We start from the raw sequence: 20,283 nt of genomic DNA on the forward strand, positions 1-20,283 counted from the left end.
CGGCGGGACTTATGGTTCTGCTTATTGATTCTGCCTAGCGTGTCCCGCGCAGGAGGCTGAAAATGGACCCTGTCGTATCGTAATGACACAGCCGGGTAAAGAAAACATGCATTCCGCCCGATACGTAAAACTTTAAATATAAGGTTAACACAGCCGTGATTCCGGCGCCGTTATCGCGACATTTTTCGGGGCCAATCATTAACCCGTTGTCCACCGGATACGCCTAGTTTTTGCGGCGGTCGAAGAACGGAGTCTCAAAGTGATACGTGGCGAAAACGGCATTGCCTTCTCGATGCCCGGCGGCGATGTGTCGGGGACAGCCGGGGCGCGGCCGATCGACCTGGCGCATCTTGCGCGCCAGACGATGGACGATCGGAGCCTCGAGCAGGAGGTGCTGGCTCTGTTCGTGCAGCAGGCGCTGTCGGTGCGCGACAAGATCGTCGATGCGGATGTCGGGCAGCGGCTGCTATTGGCACACGGGCTCAAAGGCTCGGCGCGCGGGGTCGGCGCCTTCGCCATCGCCGATTGCGCCAGTGCGATCGAATGCCGGCCCGAAGACGCCGGCACGCTGAAGCGGCTTGGCTCGCTGATCGAAGAAGTGCGCGACTTCGTCGCCGCCATCAGCCGATAGCACTTATTCCCGAAACGCCACACAGCGGCGCTTTGGCGCCGCAGTTGACTTGTCCGGCAGAGTGATTATGTCGGCTCAGACTCCCTTCAGGTGACAAATGACCAAGCTGACCTTCATCGCCCATGACGGCACGCGTTTTGACGTGGATGCCGAAAACGGCTCGACCGTCATGGAAAATGCGATCCGCAATGCGGTGCCGGGAATAGAAGCGGAATGCGGCGGCGCCTGCGCCTGCGCGACCTGCCATGTTTATGTCGACGAAGCCTGGACGGCGGAGGTCGGCGAGCCGGAAGCCATGGAAGAGGACATGCTGGATTTCGCCTACGACGTCCAGCCGAATTCGCGGCTGTCATGCCAGATCAAGGTGCGCGACGCCCTCGACGGGCTGGTCGTGCGCGTGCCGGCCCGCCAGGGCTGAAGCCGATTTTTGCCGCTGCCGCTTGGCAGCGGACCAATGGTCATGCAGTGTCGCGCCGTTTCCCATAAAGGCGCATGCTTCATGACCGCTATCATCAAGACAGACGTACTCATTGTCGGGGCAGGGCCTGTCGGTCTGTTTGCGGTATTCGAGCTCGGCCTCTTCGACATGAAGTGCCATCTGATCGACATACTCGACCGGCCCGGCGGGCAGTGCGCCGAACTCTACCCGGAAAAGCCGATCTACGACATTCCGGGCTGGCCCTCAATCTCGGCGCAAGGTCTGGTCGACAAGCTGCTTGAGCAGATCGCGCCGTTCAAGCCCGAATTCACCTATAACCGCATGGTTTCGGGCCTGGAAAGACTGGAGGACGGCAGCTTCCGCGTCACTACCGACGAAAACGAGGTGTTCGAAGCCAAAATCGTCGTGATCGCCGCTGGCGGCGGCTCTTTCCAGCCGAAGCGGCCGCCGATCCCGGGCATCGAACCCTATGAAGGCAAGAGCGTGTTCTACTCGGTGCGCCGGATGGAGGACTTTCGCGGCCATGACCTCGTCATCGTCGGCGGCGGCGATTCGGCGCTCGACTGGACGCTGAATCTACAGCCGGTGGCCAAGAGCGTGACACTGGTGCACCGGCGGCCCGAATTCCGTGCAGCGCCCGACAGCGTCAACAAGATGTATGCCATGCAGGAGATGAAGCAGCTGGAATTCCAGGTTGGACAGGTGACTGGCCTGACCGGCGCCGACGGCCAGCTCGCCTCCGCCATCATCAAGGGACCGGAGGGCGATATCGAAGTACCGTGTACGCGGATGCTGCCATTCTTCGGCCTGACGATGAAGCTCGGCCCAATCGCCGAATGGGGCCTCAATCTCCACGAGAACCTGATCCCGGTCGACACCGAAAAATTCCAGACGTCGGTGCCTGGCATCTTCGCCGTAGGCGACATCAACTGGTATCCCGGCAAGTTGAAGCTGATCCTGTCAGGCTTCCATGAGGTCGCTTTGATGGCGCAAGCAGCCAAGCGCATCGTCAGCCCCGGCGAGCGCATTGTGTTCCAGTATACGACCTCGTCGACCAGCTTGCAGAAGAAGCTCGGCGTGGTCGACTGAACCTCGCTGTATTTTCGTGGGGCCGGTCTACTCCGCCAACGCTGGGGCCACAGCCTCGGCGTGGCCGCGAAGCGTTTTTTCCGGCATCAACCAGAGCGTGATGAACGACAACAGCAAGGTTGCGGCCGCTGCAAGAAAGATCATCACGAACGGCATGGCCGAGGCAACATGGCCGGCCGGCTGCGTGCCTTCGCTGGCCAGCGGCAGGCCGTAGCCAAGGGCGACGGCACCAAGCATGGCGACGCCAAGCGCACTGCCCAGCGAGCGGAGGAAGGTGAGAACGCCGGTCGCCACGCCAAGGTGCATACGATCGACGGCGTTCTGGACCGAGACAGTGGCAACCGGAAAGGTCGTGCCTGTGCCCAGGCCTACGCAGGTCGTCAACACCTCGACGAGCAACAGTGAGGCATGCCCGGCGACCAGGCTGAGCACGCCGAGGCACAGGATCGAGAAAACCGTTCCGATCATGGCAATGCGTTTATAGTGGAAAAAGCGCGGGATCATTCGCGCGCTGAAGGTCGCACCGGCCACCGTGCCGAGCATCAGCCCAAGCAACGCGGTGCCCGATTCGCTGACCGACAGGCCGACGACCGATTGCAGGTAGACCGGCAGATAGACCGACAAGCCGACATTGGCGGCCTGCAGCAGGAACATCGACAGCGTCCCGGCGAGAACGATCGGATTGCCGAGCACTTCGAGCGAGATCAGCGGTTCGGCCGCACGCAGCAGCCTCAGCGCGAACGCGCTCCAGAACACCGCTGAGCAGAAGAGCAGTCCAAGGATTTCAGGCGACAGCCAGGGATACTCGCTGCCGCCCCAGTTCAAGGCAAGCAGCAGCAGCGAGGTGGCCGCGACCAGAAGCAGCGCGCCGAGGCCGTCGATGCGGTGATGTTTTGCGGCGATCGGCAGCTTCTTGAGCGGGTTGTTGATGATCGCCATCGCCAGCAGGCCGAGCGGAATGTTGATCCAGAAGATCAGCGACCAATGCAGATGTTCGGCGAAGGTGCCGCCGAGCAGCGGCCCGGCGATGCTGGCGACGGCCCAGGTGCCCGAGATCCAGGCGGCGTAGCGAGCCCGCTCGCGCGGCGGCACGAGGTCGCCGATCACGGTCTGCGTCAGGGCGAACAGCCCGCCGCCGCCGGCGCCCTGGATCGCCCGGCCGACAACCAGGACCAGCATGTTGGGCGCGGTGGCGCTGACCAGCGAGCCGGCGAGAAAGATCAGGATTGCAGCATAGACGGTCGGCCGGCGACCATAAATGTCGGAGATCTTGCCGTAGAGCGGCGCCACGGCGGTCGCGGTCAGAAGATAGCCGGTCACGATCCACGGCAGATACTCGGCATGCCCGAGCAGACGTGCCATCGTCGGCATCGCCGGCGCGACGATGGTCTGGTCGAGCGCTGCCAGCAGCATCGACAAAAGCACGCCGCCGATGATGGCGTTTTTCTCGGTTTCGGTCAGCGGCGTGCTGGTTTCCACCATCGCTTGCTTGTCGATAGCCTGGTCCATATCCATTCATCCCATTACGCTTGGGTGCACGTCCGCGAGGCGCTGGACTGCGTCGAGTGTACAGATTGGCCGTGTTCTCGTGCCTTGAGATGAGCCCTGCGAACTCGATATATGTCGTTCGCTATAGGCCGATTTCGACAGCGGCTCGAAAGTTTTTCGAAGCTGGCACCATGTTTCGGCAAAATTGGCTTTGTCCGACGACGCGGAGTTCAGCCGGGAGCGAGTCGGCCGTTCTCAATGCGCTCGATGCGGTAATTCAAGAGCCGCAGGATGCGGCTTTGGAAATTGACGCTTTCCACACGATCGAAGCGCATCTGCTCCTGGTCGTGCTTGGCGAGCATGGCCGCCGTTATTTTTGCGGCCTTGGCCTTGGCCAGTTCGCAGGTCTTTTCCGGGTAGCTCGCCTTCAAGGCGTCTTCGAGTTCGCGGCCATGGTTCTTGGCAATCTCGACGTGGCGTTCCTCATGGCGCTTGATGTCGGCGGACAACGTATCCCAGAACAGCCTGACGCCTGCATCGGCTTTGCGCGGGCGGCGCCACTGCGGAAGGATCACCTTGACCTTGACGGTGACGACAGCGTCGGCAATCCAGCACGAGCCCGGCTTTTGCGCATAGCTGACGCGGGTGGTGAACGCCATCTGGGTAGCGCCTGGATGCCGCGACCCGGTGCTTTTCACCTGAGGCCCGAGTTTCGACAGCTGGGTCTCGATGTCGTCGAGCGTCCTGCCGCCGATCGGGAAATAACTATATGTCTTGACGAGAGTTGCAGCGCTGGCCGGGAATGCGGTCAGGGCGAGCATCAGGGCGCAAAGGAAGGATCGTTTCATCGTGTTGCCTCTTTGCCCACCTTGCTTTACCGCCGTCTCCGGCGCAACGGAATTGATCCCCGGCCACGCCGCGGGATCGGACATGGTTGATGGGCAATGATGACAGGGCGATGGCAGTTAGCCCACGGACGCCATCTCGACATTGGTGGCAAGGCCGTGGTCGTCGGCATCCTCAACATCACGCCGGACAGTTTTTCCGACGGCGGCCTGTTCGATGCGCCTGAAAGAGCAGTTGACCAGGCGCGCCGCATGGTCGGGGAGGGGGCCTCCGTCATCGACATCGGCGGAGAATCGACACGTCCCGGGGCGTCTGCGATCTCCGCAAAGGAAGAGCAGGCTCGCATATTGCCGGTCATCGAGGCGCTCGCGACGTCTGGCGGAACGCTGATCTCGGTCGATACCTATCGCGAGGATACGGCCCGGCTCGCCGTCCAGGCCGGCGCACATATCGTCAATGACGTCTGGGGCCTGCAGCGCGAACCGGGCATTGCCCGCGTCGCGGCCGAAACCGGCGCCGGGCTTGTCATCATGCACACGGGACGGGATCGACAGAAACTGCCCGACGTGATTGCCGATCAGCTCTTCTTCCTCAGGAAGTCGCTGGAAGTTGCGCGACGGAGCGGTGTTGCCGACGACCATATCGTGCTCGACCCGGGCTTCGGCTTCGCCAAGGAGACGGCCGCCGAAAATCTTGACCTGATGGCACGGTTTTCCGAGCTTCGTGCGCTGGGTTTTCCACTGATGGCCGGCACATCGCGAAAGCGCTTTATCGGCACCGTCACCGGCCGCGATGCAGCCGCAAGGGGCGCCGGAACCGCGGCCACCAGCGTCATCCTGAGGCTCAAAGGCGCGCATCTTTTTCGCGTCCACGATGTCGCAATCAACGTGGATGTGTTGGCCATTGCCGATGCTATGCTGGCGCGTGAGATCGGGGAAAGCTGAGCCATGTATGTCATCCGCATGAAAAACTGCGCCTTCTTCGCTCGGCACGGTGTGCTGGACGAAGAAGAGACGCTCGGCCAGCGCTTTTATGTCGATGCGGCACTCACGGTGGATCCCGGGCGGGCGCTGGTCGAGGATTCCATCGAGGACACCGTCAATTACGGCATCGCTTTTGCGGTCATCGAGAAGATCATTACAGGCGAGCGGCGCTTTCTGATCGAAGCGCTGGCACTCGAAGTGGCGAGGGCGCTGACGGCGCGGTTTCCGCAGATCAAAAAGGCCGAGATCACCGTGCGCAAGCCGAATGCCCCGGTGCCGGGTGTGCTCGATCATGTCGAGGTGACCGTTGTCTGGCCAGAATAATACCGTCTATCTCAGTCTCGGCGGCAATCTCGGTGATCCGGCGAGGTCGATGGCTGCGGCACTGGGAATTCTGGATGCCAATGAGAGCACGCGCGTCGTTGCCGTTTCGTCGCTCTACCGCACGCCGCCCTGGGGCAAGCTCGATCAGCCGGATTTCCTCAATGCGGCGGCCGAAATCTCGACCGCGCTCGCACCGCGAGACTTGCTGGATCTCTGCCTTGATGCCGAGCGAAAACTGAAGCGGGTGCGCGAGGAGCGCTGGGGTCCGCGCCTGATCGACATCGACATTCTCGTGTTCGGCGACCGCGTTATCCACGAGACCGGGCTGGAGGTGCCGCATCCGCGCATGCTGGAGCGCGCCTTCGTGCTGGCACCGCTGGCAGAAATTGCGTCGGAGCTTGTGGTCGACGGCAAGAGCGTGTCGGAGCGGCTGGCCGCCGTCGACACATCGGGCATTGAACGGCTGCCCTCAGGCCGGGATTGGTGGAAGGCCTGAGGCTGCCGCCATCGGTGCCCGAAATCAGCCGGAAAACCCACCTCCGTCGAGGAACATTTGTTCGTCCGTTGTCGTCTCGCGGCCAAGCATCCTGTTTCGGTGCGGAAAACGGCCGAAGCGCTGGATGATGTCGCGATGCTCGATCGCATATTTCAGGTAGGACGGCGCCTTGGCGGCGGTAAGCTCCACCGATTTGAGCTGGTCGGCGAGGTCCTCCGAATGCTCATAAGGCAGATAGAGAAAGACGCGGAGTTCCTCGTCGAGCGCCAGGTCATGGCCGGCTGCGATCGCCTTCCCGGCGAAATGCCGCGCCAGCGGGTCCGTGGCGTACATGTGGCCGGTGCCGCGAAAGCAGTTTCGCGGAAACTGGTCGAGCAGGATCATCAGTGCCAGAGACCCTTCGGCGTGTTCAGACCAGCCGTCACATTCGCGGCCGGCGGCGGCGAAGTGCAGATCGAAAAACCGGGTGCGAAAGTCGGCATCAAAGGCGTCGTTCTTCTCGAACCATGCCTCCTCCCCGGCGTCGCGCCAGAATCTGGTGACGGAGAGAGCGCGCTCGTCCAGTTCGTTCATCATTCGCGTCATTCCAAGGTTTAATCGGCCGGTTCGGATTTCTGCAGCACGCCGGCGGTCTCTTCGTTGAGCGCCTGGCCCGCGCGTCGTGGCGTGCTGAGCGGCGTCGGAATGGGGGTGCCGATATTGCCTTTGAGAAAGCGTCGCCCGGCGCGGATGCCTTCGGCCAGCTGAAGTTCGAAACGGGCAGTGTCGCGGCGACGGACATCCTCGATGACCTCGGCGACCTCTTCTGGGTCGACGCCAAGGGCTTCCAGTGTCGAGCCGCCGAAGACAAGCGCCGATTCGAAGGTCTCGCGGAGCTGGTAGTCGACGCCGGCACGAATGAGCTGCAACGCCGTACCGCGGTCGAAAGCCCGTGCCAGCACCGTCAGCAAGGGAAACTCCGCCTTGATCAGTTCGGCGATGCGCACGGCGGCATCGGGCTTGTCGACGCAGATCAGCACTGCGCGTGCCCGCCCGGCTCCCGCGGCACGCAGGATGTCCAGCCGCGTGCCGTCGCCATAATAGACCTTGAAGCCGAAATCGGCTGCCGCCTGGATCATTTCGACCTCATTGTCGATGATCGATACGTCGATGCCGCGCAACAAAAGCGGCTGGCTGGCGATCTGGCCGAACCGGCCAAAGCCGATGATCAGCACGCTGCCGGTCAGGCCGTTGGCGACATCGATGCCTTCAAGCGACTGCTCGTCGCGCGGCGTCAGATACCGCAGGGCTATGATTGCCAACGGCGTCAGCACCATGGAAATGATGACGATGGCGGTCAGCATCGCATTGGCCTGGCTATCGATGATCCCGACTGCCGCTGCTGCGGAATAGAGGACGAAGGCGAATTCGCCGCCTTGCGCCATGAAGACCGCGCGCTCGAGCGCTTCCCGGTGGCCGGTTTTGAGGACGCGGGCAACGATATAGATGCCGATCGCCTTCATTATCATGTAGGCGACGACATAGATGGCAATGAGCTGCCAGTTGACGACGACCACATGCAGGTCGAGTGACATGCCGACAGCGAGGAAGAACAGCCCGAGCAGAATGCCGCGGAACGGTTCGATATCGGCCTCCAACTGGTGGCGGAAGGTCGATTCCGACAAGAGTACACCGGCCAGGAAGGCGCCCATCGCCATCGACAGGCCGGAAAGCTGCATGGCGAGCGCCGATCCGAGAACGACCAGAAGGGCGGCTGCGGTCATCACCTCGCGGGCGCGCGCATCCGCCAGGATACGGAAGAACGGATTGAGCAGATAGCGTCCTGCAAGCACCAGTCCGACGATCGCGGCAAGGCCGATACCGACCTCCGTCAACCGATCCGACAGGCTCATATCGGCGCCGCCCGGCGCGAGGAAGGCGATCAGCGCCAGCAGCGGCACGATGGCCAGGTCTTCCAAAAGCAGGACCGAAACGATGCGCTGGCCCTTGGGCGTGGCCAGTTCGCCGCGTTCTTCCAGCAATTGCATGACGATGGCCGTCGAGGTGAGCACGAAACCGGCGCCGGCGACGAAGGATTGCGCGATCGGAAAACCTCCCGCCAGCCCGACGCCGGTCAGCAGGACCGCGCAGACGCCGACCTGCAGCGCGCCAAGCCCGAAGATCTCGCGGCGCAGGCCCCACAGCCGTGACGGCTGCATCTCCAGTCCGATGATGAACAGGAACATGACGACGCCGAGTTCGGCGACATGAAGAATGGCTTCCGATTCGGAAAAGATGCGCAGCCCAAACGGGCCGATCACGACGCCGGCCGTCAAATAGCCGAGGATGGAGCCAAGTCCCATGCGCCTGAAGATCGGCACCGCAACGACGCCGGCGGCAAGCAGCGCCACCACCTGGATCAGATCGCTGTTCGATGCCTCTGCCGCCATGCCTGCCGTTCCGCTCTCTTGCAACAAGCGGCCAAGATAGGGGCTTCGGGGCGGATCGAACAGTGCGAATCCGGTGCGTCGTGGAAGCGATATTGCACTGCACAGGATAATGGGCCTCCGGGCGTTGCTTGTTCCAGCGATCCGGCTAAGGACGCCCGGCTTCGGCCAGTGGAGGGTGAGCGACGATCACGTCGCGGCCCTTTTTGAGGAGATGACTGACATGAAGACGTTTTTGCTGGTTGCCGTTGGTATCGCGGCACTTGCCGGCTCCGCCTGTTCCAAGGCACCGGAGTGCACGACCGAGATGCTGACCAAGAAGGCTCAGGACATGACTGCAGCGCTTCAGGCTGCGATTACCAAGGATCCGGCCAAGGCAGCCGATCTCACAGCCAAGGTCCAGGCGGTCACAACCAAGTATCCGGGTGGCACAACAGCGGCTGACGCCTGCAAGGCTTATGACGAGCTGACTGCGGCGATCAAAGGCTGAGCGCCCATTGCATGTCAAAAGGGCGGCGCCGTTTGGCTGCCGCCTTTTTCATGCCGGAGGCTCAGTTCGGAGCGATGGAGCCAACTTCTACCCCATCGACCCGCTTCAACTTCATGCCGATGACCGGGACCAGTTGCTGGTCGACGCGCACGGCAACGGTCACCGTCATCGAATTGTCGTCTGGGACAAGCGCCTGCATCACGCCGCGCAACTGATTGCGGTTGATGGTGAAAACCACCTTGTGCGCATCGACGACATTGCCACCGATAATGTCGAGGCCGGAACCGCCGGCGCCGCCCATGAAGGTGCCCTTGTAGCCCTGGCGGCCCTTGTGCTCGATCGTTGCCGACATTTGCTGGGTGAACATGCCGACCCGGCAGCCGCCGTCGAGTGACATGCCGACTTTGCCGTCAGGCGTCGAGCCGGTGAAGCTACAGGTGAATTTCGTGCCCTTGTATTTGCCGGCGACGATTTCTCCGGGGCCGACCCATTTGCCTTCGACCGATCGAAAGAACTGCTTGTCCGGTTCCGCCCCCGTAGCCTTTCCGGCAATGCCGACTGTTGCGACAAGCGCAAGGGCCACCGGCGGCACGCTGGACAGAATAACGCTTTTCATCGACGACACCCGGCAACAAAGAGACTGATTTGGACGCCTCCGACCATGAACAAGATTGGTTAATGCTTTATCACCTCAAGGCAATTGTCACGTTCCGGAAACGGGTGTTTCTTTTTCTTTCTTTGCCGCAAAGGAGGTCAGCGCGGAGAGGAAATCGCCCAATCCTGGCCGCCTGACGGCGTTAAAGGGCAGCGGCCTTGCGGTTTCCATCGCGGCAATGCCGATACGCGCCGTCATCATGCCGTTGACGACGCCTTCGCCGAGCTTGGCCGAGAGCCGGGCGGCAAGGCCGTGGCCGACGATCTGTTGGACGAAACTGTCGCCGACGGCGATCGACCCGGTGACCGCGAGATGGGCAAGAACGCTGCGCGCCAGGCGAAAGAAGCCAAGCGTGCCCGGGCGGCCGCCATAGAGCTCCGACAGCCGCCGAATCAGCCGGCCGGCTTCGAATACGACATAGGCGACGTCGACCAGCGCGCGCGGGCTGACCGCGGTCACCAGGGACACACGCTTTGCCGCCTCGAGGATCATCACCTTCGCGCGGGCGTCGAGCGGGCCGAGGATCTCGGTCTCGGCCAGGCGCACCAGATTGCCGCCGTCAATGATCTCGCCGCGCAATTCGGCCAGCGAGCGCCTGCCGGCCGCGGTTTCGGGCTTGGCCGAGACAAAGACCGACAACTCGTCGACCACGGCTCGGGCGGTCTTCGGATCGTCACGGGCAATCGCATCGAGCGCCCGCTTCTGCAACTTTTCGACCTCGGCAAGCCGGGCAATCGCCATGAACTCGCGCACGAGGATGATCAGAAGCGCCAGGATGGCGATCGCGGCCATGCCGGCGGCCAGCCAGCCCAGCCACTCGGCGCGCTCGAACAGGTCGCGAATCAGCTGGTCGGTCCAGAGGCCGACGGCGAGCGAAACCAGAACGCCCAGCGCGCCGAAGAACAGGCTGCCAAGCAGCGAACGTTTTCGCGGCGCAATCGCCGGCGGCGGCTCGGCAGCGACGATATCAGGCTCGTCGAAGACGTCGATCTCCGCCGGTGTGACCACGGCCAGATCCGCCTTCACGGTACGCGGCTTTCGCGCCGGCGCGGCCTCGGACCCAGCATAGCGAGCCGTCGAATCTTCCTTCTGCTGGGGCTCCGGCTCGATGCGAAAGGCCGCCGGTCTGCGGGGCGCACTCATGCGAGATAATCTCCGATCAGGAACTGCAGCGCGCGGTCGAGCCTGATATGTGGCAGCGACAGCGTGACGCCCTCGGCGGTGCGCTCGAGCTTCGGCGGGCGAAAGCGCACGAAGCGGATTGCGGGGTCGTCATTGTTCTGCCGGCGGATCGATTCGGAAACGTCGAACAAGGCATCAACTTTCTCCGGCAAGTCTCCGGGAAATATGGCTGTTTCGGTCTTTCCGTCAAAGGTTTCGCCGTTGATTTTTTCGCCACGCAATGGCGTGCCGATAATGACCGGCAAAGTCTCGCGGCCCTGCTTGACCGTGCCTTCACGGGTCGCGCGCATGGCCGCCATGGCGACGACGTCGACGTCGGCGCCGGTGAAATTCGCCCGCGCCACGGCGCGGTCGGCTAGCCGCCGCACGATGGCCTGCAGGCGGTCGTGGCTTACGTGGTGCAGGTGGTCGGCCTTGGTCGCGGCCACCAATATGCGGTCGATGCGCCTCGAAAACAGATCGGTCAGGAAGTTGCCCCGGCCGGGCCGGAAACAGGACAGGATTTCGGTGACCGCGCGCTCCAGATCGGCCATCGCGCCGGGGCCCGCATTCAATGCCTGCAATGCGTCGATGAGCACGATCTGGCGGTCGAGACGCGTGATGTGTTCGCGAAAGAACGGTTTAACGACATGCGTCTTGTAAGCCTCGTAGCGCCGCTCCATCATAGCCTGCAGCGATCCCGAGCGGGAGCGCCGGCCGTCCAGATTCGGCAGCGGCGCGAAGGTGAGAGCGGGCGAGCCTTCAAGATCGCCGGGCATCAGAAAGCGGCCGGGCGGCAAGGTCGAAAGCGCCCGCTCGTCGAGCTTGCAGGCCTTGAGATAGGCCGCGAAGCTCTCGGCGAGACGGCGCGCCGTCATCTCGTCGGCGTCGGCGTTGGGGTCGACCGGATTGGAGAGCGCCCGCCATTCCCGCGAAAGATCGACACGCACCGGCAACACGGCCATCTCGAAGGCCTCACGCGAAAAATCGGCGTAGGACTTGCCGAGCAGCGGCAGGTCGAGCAGCCATTCGCCGGGATAATCGACGATGTCGACCGACAATTTGCCGGCGGAGAACATGCGGCTCCAGCCAGAGGCCGATTCGTATTCGATGGTGAGCCTCAGTTCGGAAATCGCACGCGTCGAATCCGGCCAGACGCGCTCGTCGACAAGAGCCGCGATGTGATCCTCGTACTGGAAGCGTGGTACGGCGTCGTCCGGCTGCTCTTCGAGAAAAGCCCGGGCGATGCGCCCCGATTTTTGTGCCTCAAACAGCGGCAAGCGTCCACCATGGACCAGATTGTGTACAAGGGCCGAGATGAACACCGTCTTGCCGGCGCGGGACAGCCCGGTCACGCCAAGCCGCAGCGACGGAGCGAAAAGCCCGGCAGCGCGGCCTGACAACGTATCCAAGGCAATCTTGGCCTCGTCGGTAAAGGTCGTCAGCGATGATGCCAAATCTGTTCTCGCGGGCCGGTCAGGCTCCGATATAGGCTTTGATGCGCGGCTTTGAAATGGCCTCAGATATCGGCAGGCGTCAGGAAGGCTTCGAGATAGCCGGTGCCTGGCGCAGCCTCGGCAAGTCTGCCGTTGAACCGGACCACGGCAAGTGCGGAGGTCGGGAAGCCGTGGTTCAGCATGGCCCGCGCGGTCTCGTTGCCGTCGCCCGACAGCGCCATGGCGAGATCCTCAATCATCGGATTGTGACCGATGACGAGCAAGGCATCCAGCCCGCCATTCTGCCGGATGGCAGTGAGGTACGCGGCGGCATCGTCGCTGTAGAAGGTGTCACAGAACAGCACCCGGCCCGTGTTGGTATGGCCAGCCAAGCTTTCCAGCGTCTGGCGGGCGCGCCTGGCGCTTGAGCAAAGGGTGAGGGCCGGTGCGTATTTGCGGGAACGCATCAGCACGCCCATCGCTTCGGCATCGGCGAAGCCGGATGGATCGAGCGGGCGGTCGAAGTCAGTCACGCCAGGCAGCGCCCAGCCGGCCTTCGCATGCCTCAGCAGGTAAAGTCTGGTCACGGAACCCCCGATATGTCGGGTACCGACCGGTCAAATGCGGCCGCAGGAATTAGTCATCAGAAGTGCTTCGCACGCAATGCCGATGCCCCCTCAAGCATAATGAATCATGCGCGAATTCGGGCGTGCCGTTCATGCGAATGATGTCGCCAATGTCGGTTTGTCCCACATAAACAAATGCGTGAAACTGTCGTCGATTGCGCTTGTGCAGTTTTCGGTCCGCGAATATATAGGCGCCAAATTTGGGGTTTGTTGGGTGAGTCGAATGAACGACATCGTTACCGCCGATTACGTACCCTCCGAAGACGAGCCGTTCATGAACGAGCGGCAGAAATCCTACTTTCGCATGAAGCTCGTCACCTGGAAGAACGACATCTTGCGCGAAGCGCGCGAAACTCTCGAAATCCTGCAGCAGGAAAACGCCAACCACCCCGACCTCGCCGATCGCGCCTCCTCCGAAACCGACCGCGCCATCGAACTTCGCGCCCGCGATCGCCAGCGAAAACTCATCTCCAAGATCGATTCGGCCCTCCAGCGCCTTGACGAAGGCACTTACGGTTACTGCGAGGAGACGGGCGAGCCGATCGCGCTGAAGCGGCTCGACGCGCGCCCGATCGCCACCTTGTCGATCGAGGCACAGGAGCGCCATGAGCGGCGCGAGAAGGTCTACCGCGACGACTGAGCCGGCGGGAAAAACACGGCATCGGTAAAGCGTTCAAAATGGCCGGTTTTCCGGCCATTTTCATTGGCCGTTCGCTATCGCCCTATCTTTTCTGATTGGACAACTCGCCGAGGAGCTTCGTCATCTCGTCGTCGAGAGAGGGCGATGCCTTCGCCACCGGCTTGCTCGCCGTTTGGCTGAAGCGTGGCTCGTCGAGGGAAACCTCCAGCTCCTTCATCAGCGCATCGTCGATCGACTCATGCTGTGCCGGCGGCTCGTATTTTGCCGGGGAGTCCTGTCTTGCCGGCTGCGGCGCATGCCGCGGCGCATTGGCATTGACGGATCCATAACTTGGCAACGGTGTGACGTTCGATGCCGGTTTCGGCGCCGGCGTAGGCGCCGGCATTGTTGCCGGCATCGTCGCCGTCTGGCGAGCTCGGACAGGGGGTGCGGCCGCGATTGCCGGCTGCGGCGGCGCTTGCCTCGCCGGCGCGGCTGTGGTCTGAGCTGGCCTTGCTGCCGGCTGGTGGCTGCTGTCTCCGGTCAATGCCGGGCGGCGCAGCGCCGAGAGCCTGATGTCGCGCTCGACGACGACGTCGGTCGGACCACCGATCAAGAGCAGGTGCTCGATATCGTCGCGGCGCACCAGCACCAGCCGCCGGTGACTGTCGACCGCTGTGGCATCCATGACAGCCAGCCGCGTCTTGCGGTTCCTGCCGCCGGCGACGAATGTTCCGAATGTCAGGCTGCGGACCAGCCTGATGATAAGAAGAATGATGAGCAGCAGGACAAGTACTGCAAACGTCCATAGGATTGCTGCGGCATAACCAGGCCCCGCCACGCCATCCAGCCATTGCAGCATTGGTTCCCCCAAAATCAGCTTTCGAAGAGAGGCGACACTAGACTGTTGCGGCAGGCCACCGCAAGTTGCCTTTCACGCTTCGTGAACAGCTCGAAACCGGGAGCCGAACGGCGTCATTTTTAGCGGACATCTGCCGCCGGGCCTTTTCCCGACCCTGAGAATATGATTCAACCGACACCGGAATTCACGAGCAGGGGGCACATGGCCAAGGAAGCGCGCGGCGATTTCTATCCGGTACCTATCGTCGACCAGAACACGCGACCGGGCGCGGTCACCCGGCTCATCGTTTTCATCGTCGTCCTGACAGGGGCAGCGATCGTCTTCGGCCTTTTCCGCGAGCGACTTGGCGATCCATTCCTGCTCGGCATGCTTGGCGTGCTGGCGATGATCGGCGTCGGCTTTCTATTCGCCACTGCGATCGGCTTCGTGCATATCACGCCGCGCTCGACAAGCGACGAACTGTCGAAAGCTTTCGTCGATTCGATGTCACAAGGTCTCCTGGTCACCGACACGAAAGGCCGTATCATCTACGCCAACCGGACCTATGCCGATATGACGGGTGCCGAGTCGGCCGCTGACATCAAGACGGTCGAAGGTTTGCTTTCAGACGTTCCCGAGGCCTCGGTGACCATATACCGGCTGGCGTCCGGCCTGCGCGACGGCCAGCCGGGCGACGGCGAGTTTCGGCTTGCGCAGTCCATTCGGCCAGGCGCCGAACCGGGCGCGCGCTGGTACCGCGTCCGGGCCCGCGCGTTCAGCGTTCCAGGCCAGCGGCTGCCGATGCTTGCCTGGCAGCTTGCCGATATCTCGCAGGAACGGGCCGAGCAGGAGCGGTTCTTTCTCGACCTGCAAAAGGCGATCGATCACCTCGATCACGCGCCGGCCGGTTTCTTTTCGGCCGACCAGGAAGGCCGCGTCACCTATATCAACGCGACCCTTGCGGAGTGGCTGGGCATCGACCTGGCCAGCTTCACTCCCGGCGCCATCACGCTGCCGGAGATCGTCGCCGGCGACGGCATGGCGCTGGTCCGTTCGGTCAAGGCCGACGCTGGTACCACGCGCAATGCCGTTATCGACCTCGATCTGACGACGATGACCGGCGAGGCGCTGCCGGTGCGCTTCATGCATCGTGTCTCGGCCAGCCGAGAGGGGCTCAACGGCCCGACTCGCACCATCGTGCTCAACCGGACGCAAGGCGAGGACGCTTCGGCCGACCTCCGTGCATCGGAAATACGCTTCACGCGGTTCTTCAACTCGACGCCGATGGCGATAGCCGGCGTCGATCATGCCGGCCGCATCCTGCGCACCAATGCGCCGTTCCTGTCGCTGTTTTCCTCGGTCGTCGACCGCGACGCGGTCGATCGGCGTGTGCGGCTGGATACGGTGATCCACGAGCGCGACCGGCCGGCTTTCGCCGCGGCCTTTGAAAAGGCACGCCAGCGACAGGCTGACATCGAGCCGATCGATACGGTGCTGCCCGGCAATGAGGAGCGCCACATACGCTTCTACGTCAATGCGGTCGCTGACGGCACCGGCGGCGAGGGCGCCGAGGAATCGGCCATCGTCTATGCCGTGGAAACCACCGAGCAAAAGGCCCTCGAGGGCCAGATGGCGCAGAGCCAGAAAATGCAGGCGGTCGGCCAACTCGCCGGCGGCATCGCGCATGATTTCAACAATGTGCTGACCGCCATCATCATGGCCTCGGACCTGCTGTTGACCAACCACCGGCCGTCCGATCCGTCATTCCCGGACATCATGAACATCAAGCAGAACGCCAACCGGGCGGCCTCGCTGGTGCGGCAGTTGCTGGCCTTCTCGCGCAAGCAGACACTGCGGCCGGAGGTGCTCAACCTGACCGACGTGCTCGCCGATCTAAGGATGCTGCTTGCCCGGCTGGTCGGCAACGACGTCAAGCTCAAGATCGACCATGGCCGCGACCTGTGGCCGGTCAGGGTCGATATCGGGCAATTCGAGCAAGTGGTGGTCAATCTGGCGGTCAATGCACGCGACGCGATGCCGGCCGGCGGCGAACTCACCGTACGTACCCGCAACGTCAGCGCAGGGGAGTGCAAGACCTTTTCCTATCGCGAACTTACACCGGCCGACTATGTGCTGGTCGAGGTCGAGGACAGCGGCAGCGGCATCGCGCCTGATGTGCTGAAAAAGATCTTCGAGCCCTTCTTCACGACAAAGGAGGTTGGCAAGGGAACTGGCCTCGGCCTGTCCATGGTCTATGGCATCATCAAGCAGACAGGCGGCTTCATCTTCTGCGATTCCGAAGTCGGCAAGGGATCCGTGTTCCGCATCTTCCTGCCGCGGCACATTGCGGAGGCAAAGAAGGCGGGCGAGGCTGGAGAGGCGCCGGCCGCACCTACCAGGATCGCCGACTCAGCCAAGGACCTGTCGGGCTCGGCCACGGTGCTGCTGGTCGAGGACGAGGACGCCGTGCGCATGGGCGGCATGCGGGCGCTGAAATCGCGCGGCTACACCGTCCACGAGGCGTCGTCCGGCGTCGAGGCGCTTGAGGTCTACGAAGCGCTCGGCGGCAAGGTCGACGTCGTGGTGTCGGACGTGGTGATGCCGGAAATGGACGGCCCGACGCTGCTCGGCGAATTGCGCAAACGGCAGCCCGACATCAAGTTCATCTTCGTGTCCGGCTATGCCGAAGACGCGTTCGCCAAGAACTTGCCGGCCGACGCGCATTTCGGCTTCTTGCCGAAGCCGTTTTCGCTCAAGCAATTGGCCACGATCGTAAAGGACATGCTGGAATCCTGACCCTTCCAACGCTCCGCTTGCGCAATGTCGTGAGACTGCCATGATTGCAGGCGAAACGGGCGACGGGTTTTGGAAAGCATGCCGTGACGCCACACAACGAAGCTAGCAAAGGCGACTACGCAAGCACGGTGCTGCTGCCGGGCGACCCGCAGCGCGCTGAATGGATGGCGGAAACCTTTCTGGAAGCGCCGCGCTGCGTCAACCGCCGCCGCGGCGCGCTCGGCTTTACCGGGCTGTTTCGCGGCAAACCTGTCAGCATCCAATCCACCGGCATCGGCGTCTCTTCGTTCCTGGTCTATGTGCATGAGCTGCTGGACTTCTATGGTGCGAAAACACTGATCCGCACTGGTACCTGCGGTGGCCTGACCGCCGAGATGGCGCTGCGCAGCCTGGTGATCGCGCAATCGGTGCGTGGCGAAAATGCGGAGAGCGGCCAGGTTTTTGGACTCTATCGTGCCGATGCCGGCCCCGATCCGGCATTGTTGACCCAGGCATTGGCCCGAGCTTCGGAACTCGGCATCGACCATCGGGCCGGGCTGACCATTTGCAGCGATATTTTCTATCATCCGCTGGGGCGCGAACGCTTTGCCGAAGCACAGGCACAGGGCGCGCTCGCCGTGGACATGGAAACCAGCGCACTCTACCGCATTGCGGCCGATTTCGGCGCTCGGGCGCTGTCGATCCTGACCGTCGTCGACAACGTGGCAACCGGCGAGCAGACCGACTATTCCGAACGCCAGGGGCTTTTCACCGATATGACCCGGCTGGCGCTCGATCTGGCGGCGGAGAGCTAGGCGGCTTTGTGCTTCGGAGTACGGAACCTCGCCAGGTTCCGTACTTTTTTCAACGCTTCGTGCAGGTCGAGGCGGTAAAGGCGCCGTCTGGCTGCTTCATGATGATGTCGAAGGACGGGGTGGTTCCGCTTTCCAGCGTCGCCTGCGTAAGCGAGATCGAATTGCCGCCACTGGTATAGCCACCCAGCGGACCTAGCCAGGTGATCACGCCGTCTGCATCCATCTGGTAATTGTAGCTCTGCGGCGCGATGCCGAAGCTCACAGGACCGCTATAGACGTTTCCCTTGATGGTGATGTCGCCGAGGCTGAGGAACATGCCAAGCAGGTAGACTTCGCAATGATAGGAGCCGTCCGGCAGCTTGCCGTCGCTGAAGCCGGCGCGCGCTACGGTCGTCGCCGCCAGCAGAAGCATGGCAGTGAAAATGCAAGAAGCTCTGAAAGCCATTTGATCGCTCGTTAAAGGGGTTCAAACTTGCCCATTTCGCCGCGGCGCTGCAATCCTCGCCAGCACTCATATGATGCTGCTCAAAATTCAGGCATTGGCCTATATGTGAGCAAAACTTAGGCTGATATGGGTGATCCTTTCTCGTTTCGAACATAGCAGGCGAGGTTCATCTCCTGCAGCTAATACATTAACCGACTGACAGAGCTGGGAAATCTCAAATCCTCCGACCTTGCTCCGGTGATTGGCACAGCCGTTGCATGGTCTGTTCCGATGCAGTTAACCAGCTTGGGAGTTTAAAAGTATGAGGGGCAGTTTCTCGACAATAGCAAAAATGTTTTCGGCCGGCGTGGTCACCGCCGGCCTGCTGATGAGCGTTCCCGCCAAGGCGGCCGACGACACCATCAAGGTCGGCATCCTCCATTCGCTGTCGGGAACCATGGCGATCTCGGAGACAACGCTGAAGGACGCCATGCTGATGCTCATCGAAGAGCAGAATGCCAAGGGCGGCCTGCTCGGCAAGAAGCTCGAGGCAGTGGTCGTCGATCCGGCTTCCAACTGGCCGCTGTTCGCCGAAAAGGCGCGCGAGCTGATCTCGAAGGACAAGGTCGCCGCGGTGTTCGGCTGCTGGACCTCGGTGTCGCGCAAATCGGTGCTGCCGGTGTTCAGTGAGCTCGACAACATCCTGTTCTACCCGGTCCAGTATGAGGGTGAGGAAAGCGAGCGCAACGTGTTCTACACCGGTGCGGCGCCGAACCAGCAGGCCATTCCGGCCGTCGATTATCTGATGAGCGAGGATGGCGGTTCGGTGAAGCGCTGGGTGCTCGAAGGCACCGACTACGTCTACCCGCGCACCACCAACAAGATCCTCGAGGCCTATCTGAAGGCGAAGGGCGTTGCCGCCGAAGACATCATGGTCAACTACACGCCGTTCGGCTTCTCCGACTGGCAGACCGAAGTCTCGGCGATCAAGAAATTCGGCTCGGCCGGTAAGAAGACCGCCGTCGTCTCGACCGTCAATGGCGACGCCAACGTGCCGTTCTACAAGGAGCTCGGCAACCAGGGCATCAAGGCTGAGGACATCCCGGTCATGGCCTTCTCGGTCGGCGAGGAAGAGCTTGCCGGTCTGGACACTGCGCCTCTGGTCGGCCATCTCGCCGCCTGGAACTATTTCGAAAGCGTCGATACGCCCGAGAACGCGAAGTTCATCGCCGACTGGCACAAGTTCATCAAGAACGACAAGCGCACCACCAACGATCCGATGGAAGCCCACTATATCGGCTTCAACATGTGGGTGAAGGCGGTCGAGAAGGCCGGCACCACCGATCCGGACAAGGTCATCGACGCCATGGTCGGCGTCTCGGTGCCGAACCTGACCGGCGGTTATTCAACCATGATGCCGAACCATCACATCACCAAGCCGGTGCTGATCGGCGAAATCCAGGCCGACGGCCAGTTCGAAACCGTCTCGCAGACGTCGGGCCTGGTAATGGGCGACGAGTGGTCCGACTACCTGCCTGACTCCAAGGACCTGATCTCCGATTGGCGCGCGCCTCTGTCCTGCGGCAACTTCAATGTCGCCACAGGCAAATGCGGCGGCAAGGGAACCAACTGATCCTCCCGGTCTGTCCTCCCAGACCGCAAAAGCCTCCGGGCGGGCTCGTCCTCCAGCCTGCCCGGAGGCGACATTCAACCTCCAAG

General features: G+C 62.4%; 21 protein-coding genes. 11 read left to right on the forward strand and 10 right to left on the reverse strand.

The window, feature by feature from the left end; genetic code table 11:
* Positions 1 to 262: 262 nt before the first annotated feature.
* The 3 genes from NKH83_RS20320 to NKH83_RS20330 all read left to right on the forward strand — a co-directional run bounded on the left by NKH83_RS20320 (position 263) and on the right by NKH83_RS20330 (position 2,159).
* Positions 263 to 631 carry an Hpt domain-containing protein gene (locus NKH83_RS20320; protein ID WP_352807096.1) on the forward strand — a complete coding sequence of 123 codons (369 nt, stop codon included), beginning with the start codon at positions 263 to 265 and terminating at the stop codon, positions 629 to 631.
* Between the two features lie 97 nt (positions 632 to 728).
* The gene (locus NKH83_RS20325; RefSeq protein ID WP_254817397.1) at positions 729 to 1,049 is read left to right on the forward strand and encodes a 2Fe-2S iron-sulfur cluster-binding protein; all 321 of its coding nucleotides are present in this window, start codon (positions 729 to 731) and stop codon (positions 1,047 to 1,049) included.
* An 81-nt stretch (positions 1,050 to 1,130) separates the two neighbouring features.
* Positions 1,131 to 2,159, forward strand: a complete 1,029-nt coding sequence (locus NKH83_RS20330; RefSeq protein ID WP_254817396.1) for an NAD(P)/FAD-dependent oxidoreductase — start codon at positions 1,131 to 1,133, stop codon at positions 2,157 to 2,159.
* Positions 2,160 to 2,186: 27 nt separating this feature from the next.
* Here NKH83_RS20330 and NKH83_RS20335 read toward each other — a convergent pair whose 3' ends face one another.
* Both NKH83_RS20335 and NKH83_RS20340 read right to left on the reverse strand, forming a co-directional pair.
* Positions 2,187 to 3,668 carry an MDR family MFS transporter gene (locus tag NKH83_RS20335; RefSeq protein WP_352507856.1) on the reverse strand — a complete coding sequence of 494 codons (1,482 nt, stop codon included), beginning with the start codon at positions 3,666 to 3,668 and terminating at the stop codon, positions 2,187 to 2,189.
* 209 nt (positions 3,669 to 3,877) lie between these two features.
* Positions 3,878 to 4,495, reverse strand: a complete 618-nt coding sequence (locus tag NKH83_RS20340) for a DUF922 domain-containing Zn-dependent protease (RefSeq protein WP_352645545.1) — start codon at positions 4,493 to 4,495, stop codon at positions 3,878 to 3,880.
* Between the two features lie 96 nt (positions 4,496 to 4,591).
* Here NKH83_RS20340 and folP point away from each other — a divergent pair, with 96 nt between their 5' ends.
* Genes folP through folK form a run of 3 tightly spaced genes read left to right on the forward strand, consistent with a single transcriptional unit; the run spans position 4,592 to position 6,296 of the window.
* Complete coding sequence (gene folP / locus NKH83_RS20345) at positions 4,592 to 5,437, forward strand: dihydropteroate synthase (RefSeq protein WP_352806961.1); 846 nt, start codon at positions 4,592 to 4,594, stop codon at positions 5,435 to 5,437.
* 3 nt (positions 5,438 to 5,440) lie between these two features.
* A complete protein-coding gene (gene folB, locus NKH83_RS20350) occupies positions 5,441 to 5,800 on the forward strand; it encodes a dihydroneopterin aldolase (protein ID WP_023674838.1) in 360 nt (119 codons plus the stop codon).
* Entirely contained in the window at positions 5,784 to 6,296 is a 513-nt protein-coding gene (gene folK, locus NKH83_RS20355; protein WP_352806964.1) for a 2-amino-4-hydroxy-6-hydroxymethyldihydropteridine diphosphokinase, read from the forward strand. Before folB ends, folK begins: the two co-directional genes overlap by 17 nt.
* Before the next feature lie 24 nt (positions 6,297 to 6,320).
* Here the strand turns inward: folK and NKH83_RS20360 are convergent, their stop codons facing one another.
* Together NKH83_RS20360 and NKH83_RS20365 are read right to left on the reverse strand one after the other, a co-directional pair.
* Positions 6,321 to 6,872 carry a DUF924 family protein gene (locus NKH83_RS20360; RefSeq protein WP_502895594.1) on the reverse strand — a complete coding sequence of 184 codons (552 nt, stop codon included), beginning with the start codon at positions 6,870 to 6,872 and terminating at the stop codon, positions 6,321 to 6,323.
* Between the two features lie 17 nt (positions 6,873 to 6,889).
* Entirely contained in the window at positions 6,890 to 8,725 is a 1,836-nt protein-coding gene (locus NKH83_RS20365) for a monovalent cation:proton antiporter-2 (CPA2) family protein (RefSeq protein WP_352806967.1), read from the reverse strand.
* A 220-nt stretch (positions 8,726 to 8,945) separates the two neighbouring features.
* On the opposite strand from NKH83_RS20365, the gene NKH83_RS20370 reads away from it, so the two are divergent.
* The gene (locus tag NKH83_RS20370; RefSeq protein WP_352478988.1) at positions 8,946 to 9,212 is read left to right on the forward strand and encodes a hypothetical protein; all 267 of its coding nucleotides are present in this window, start codon (positions 8,946 to 8,948) and stop codon (positions 9,210 to 9,212) included.
* 61 nt (positions 9,213 to 9,273) lie between these two features.
* Here NKH83_RS20370 and NKH83_RS20375 read toward each other — a convergent pair whose 3' ends face one another.
* The 4 genes from NKH83_RS20375 to NKH83_RS20390 form a co-directional block, all read right to left on the reverse strand.
* Positions 9,274 to 9,828: a hypothetical protein gene (locus NKH83_RS20375; protein ID WP_352806971.1), complete on the reverse strand. Its 555-nt coding sequence runs from the start codon at positions 9,826 to 9,828 to the stop codon at positions 9,274 to 9,276.
* Positions 9,829 to 9,915: 87 nt separating this feature from the next.
* A complete protein-coding gene (locus tag NKH83_RS20380) occupies positions 9,916 to 11,010 on the reverse strand; it encodes a YcjF family protein (RefSeq protein ID WP_352806974.1) in 1,095 nt (364 codons plus the stop codon).
* Positions 11,007 to 12,485: a YcjX family GTP-binding protein gene (locus tag NKH83_RS20385; RefSeq protein WP_352806976.1), complete on the reverse strand. Its 1,479-nt coding sequence runs from the start codon at positions 12,483 to 12,485 to the stop codon at positions 11,007 to 11,009. The genes NKH83_RS20380 and NKH83_RS20385 overlap by 4 nt, the downstream gene beginning before the upstream one ends.
* A 62-nt stretch (positions 12,486 to 12,547) precedes the next feature.
* Positions 12,548 to 13,051 (reverse strand): SixA phosphatase family protein, encoded by a 504-nt coding sequence (locus tag NKH83_RS20390; RefSeq protein WP_352806979.1) that lies wholly within the window; start codon positions 13,049 to 13,051, stop codon positions 12,548 to 12,550.
* 262 nt (positions 13,052 to 13,313) lie between these two features.
* On the opposite strand from NKH83_RS20390, the gene dksA reads away from it, so the two are divergent.
* Positions 13,314 to 13,730, forward strand: a complete 417-nt coding sequence (gene dksA / locus NKH83_RS20395) for an RNA polymerase-binding protein DksA (protein WP_023674847.1) — start codon at positions 13,314 to 13,316, stop codon at positions 13,728 to 13,730.
* A gap of 82 nt (positions 13,731 to 13,812) precedes the next feature.
* On the opposite strand, the gene NKH83_RS20400 is transcribed toward dksA, so the two are convergent.
* On the reverse strand, positions 13,813 to 14,571 hold the full coding sequence (locus tag NKH83_RS20400) for a hypothetical protein (RefSeq protein ID WP_352806981.1): 759 nt from the start codon (positions 14,569 to 14,571) through the stop codon (positions 13,813 to 13,815).
* Between the two features lie 201 nt (positions 14,572 to 14,772).
* On the opposite strand from NKH83_RS20400, the gene cckA reads away from it, so the two are divergent.
* Together cckA and NKH83_RS20410 are read left to right on the forward strand one after the other, a co-directional pair.
* Positions 14,773 to 17,346 (forward strand): cell cycle histidine kinase CckA, encoded by a 2,574-nt coding sequence (gene cckA, locus NKH83_RS20405; protein ID WP_352806983.1) that lies wholly within the window; start codon positions 14,773 to 14,775, stop codon positions 17,344 to 17,346.
* An 83-nt stretch (positions 17,347 to 17,429) separates the two neighbouring features.
* Positions 17,430 to 18,140 (forward strand): purine-nucleoside phosphorylase, encoded by a 711-nt coding sequence (locus NKH83_RS20410; RefSeq protein WP_254817383.1) that lies wholly within the window; start codon positions 17,430 to 17,432, stop codon positions 18,138 to 18,140.
* 49 nt (positions 18,141 to 18,189) lie between these two features.
* Here the strand turns inward: NKH83_RS20410 and NKH83_RS20415 are convergent, their stop codons facing one another.
* Positions 18,190 to 18,585 carry a hypothetical protein gene (locus tag NKH83_RS20415; RefSeq protein ID WP_023674851.1) on the reverse strand — a complete coding sequence of 132 codons (396 nt, stop codon included), beginning with the start codon at positions 18,583 to 18,585 and terminating at the stop codon, positions 18,190 to 18,192.
* 301 nt (positions 18,586 to 18,886) lie between these two features.
* On the opposite strand from NKH83_RS20415, the gene urtA reads away from it, so the two are divergent.
* Positions 18,887 to 20,197: an urea ABC transporter substrate-binding protein gene (urtA, locus tag NKH83_RS20420; protein ID WP_502895595.1), complete on the forward strand. Its 1,311-nt coding sequence runs from the start codon at positions 18,887 to 18,889 to the stop codon at positions 20,195 to 20,197.
* The last annotated feature ends 86 nt before the right edge of the window (positions 20,198 to 20,283 follow it).

The organism is Mesorhizobium sp. M0909 (assembly GCF_040319515.1).
Classification (GTDB): domain Bacteria; phylum Pseudomonadota; class Alphaproteobacteria; order Rhizobiales; family Rhizobiaceae; genus Mesorhizobium.

Bases quoted from the DNA above. Each gene is read 5' to 3' on its own strand.
- NKH83_RS20325 (WP_254817397.1), top strand. From the start codon at position 729: ATGACCAAGCTGACCTTCATCGCCCATGACGGCACGCGTTTTGACGTG.
- NKH83_RS20330 (WP_254817396.1), top strand. From the start codon at position 1,131: ATGACCGCTATCATCAAGACAGACGTACTCATTGTCGGGGCAGGGCCT.
- NKH83_RS20335 (WP_352507856.1), bottom strand. From the start codon at position 3,668: ATGGACCAGGCTATCGACAAGCAAGCGATGGTGGAAACCAGCACGCCG.
- NKH83_RS20340 (WP_352645545.1), bottom strand. From the start codon at position 4,495: ATGAAACGATCCTTCCTTTGCGCCCTGATGCTCGCCCTGACCGCATTC.
- folP (WP_352806961.1), top strand. From the start codon at position 4,592: ATGATGACAGGGCGATGGCAGTTAGCCCACGGACGCCATCTCGACATT.
- folB (WP_023674838.1), top strand. From the start codon at position 5,441: ATGTATGTCATCCGCATGAAAAACTGCGCCTTCTTCGCTCGGCACGGT.
- NKH83_RS20360 (WP_502895594.1), bottom strand. From the start codon at position 6,872: ATGATGAACGAACTGGACGAGCGCGCTCTCTCCGTCACCAGATTCTGG.
- NKH83_RS20365 (WP_352806967.1), bottom strand. From the start codon at position 8,725: ATGGCGGCAGAGGCATCGAACAGCGATCTGATCCAGGTGGTGGCGCTG.
- NKH83_RS20370 (WP_352478988.1), top strand. From the start codon at position 8,946: ATGAAGACGTTTTTGCTGGTTGCCGTTGGTATCGCGGCACTTGCCGGC.
- NKH83_RS20375 (WP_352806971.1), bottom strand. From the start codon at position 9,828: ATGAAAAGCGTTATTCTGTCCAGCGTGCCGCCGGTGGCCCTTGCGCTT.
- NKH83_RS20380 (WP_352806974.1), bottom strand. From the start codon at position 11,010: ATGAGTGCGCCCCGCAGACCGGCGGCCTTTCGCATCGAGCCGGAGCCC.
- dksA (WP_023674847.1), top strand. From the start codon at position 13,314: ATGAACGACATCGTTACCGCCGATTACGTACCCTCCGAAGACGAGCCG.
- NKH83_RS20400 (WP_352806981.1), bottom strand. From the start codon at position 14,571: ATGCTGCAATGGCTGGATGGCGTGGCGGGGCCTGGTTATGCCGCAGCA.
- cckA (WP_352806983.1), top strand. From the start codon at position 14,773: ATGGCCAAGGAAGCGCGCGGCGATTTCTATCCGGTACCTATCGTCGAC.
- NKH83_RS20415 (WP_023674851.1), bottom strand. From the start codon at position 18,585: ATGGCTTTCAGAGCTTCTTGCATTTTCACTGCCATGCTTCTGCTGGCG.
- urtA (WP_502895595.1), top strand. From the start codon at position 18,887: ATGAGGGGCAGTTTCTCGACAATAGCAAAAATGTTTTCGGCCGGCGTG.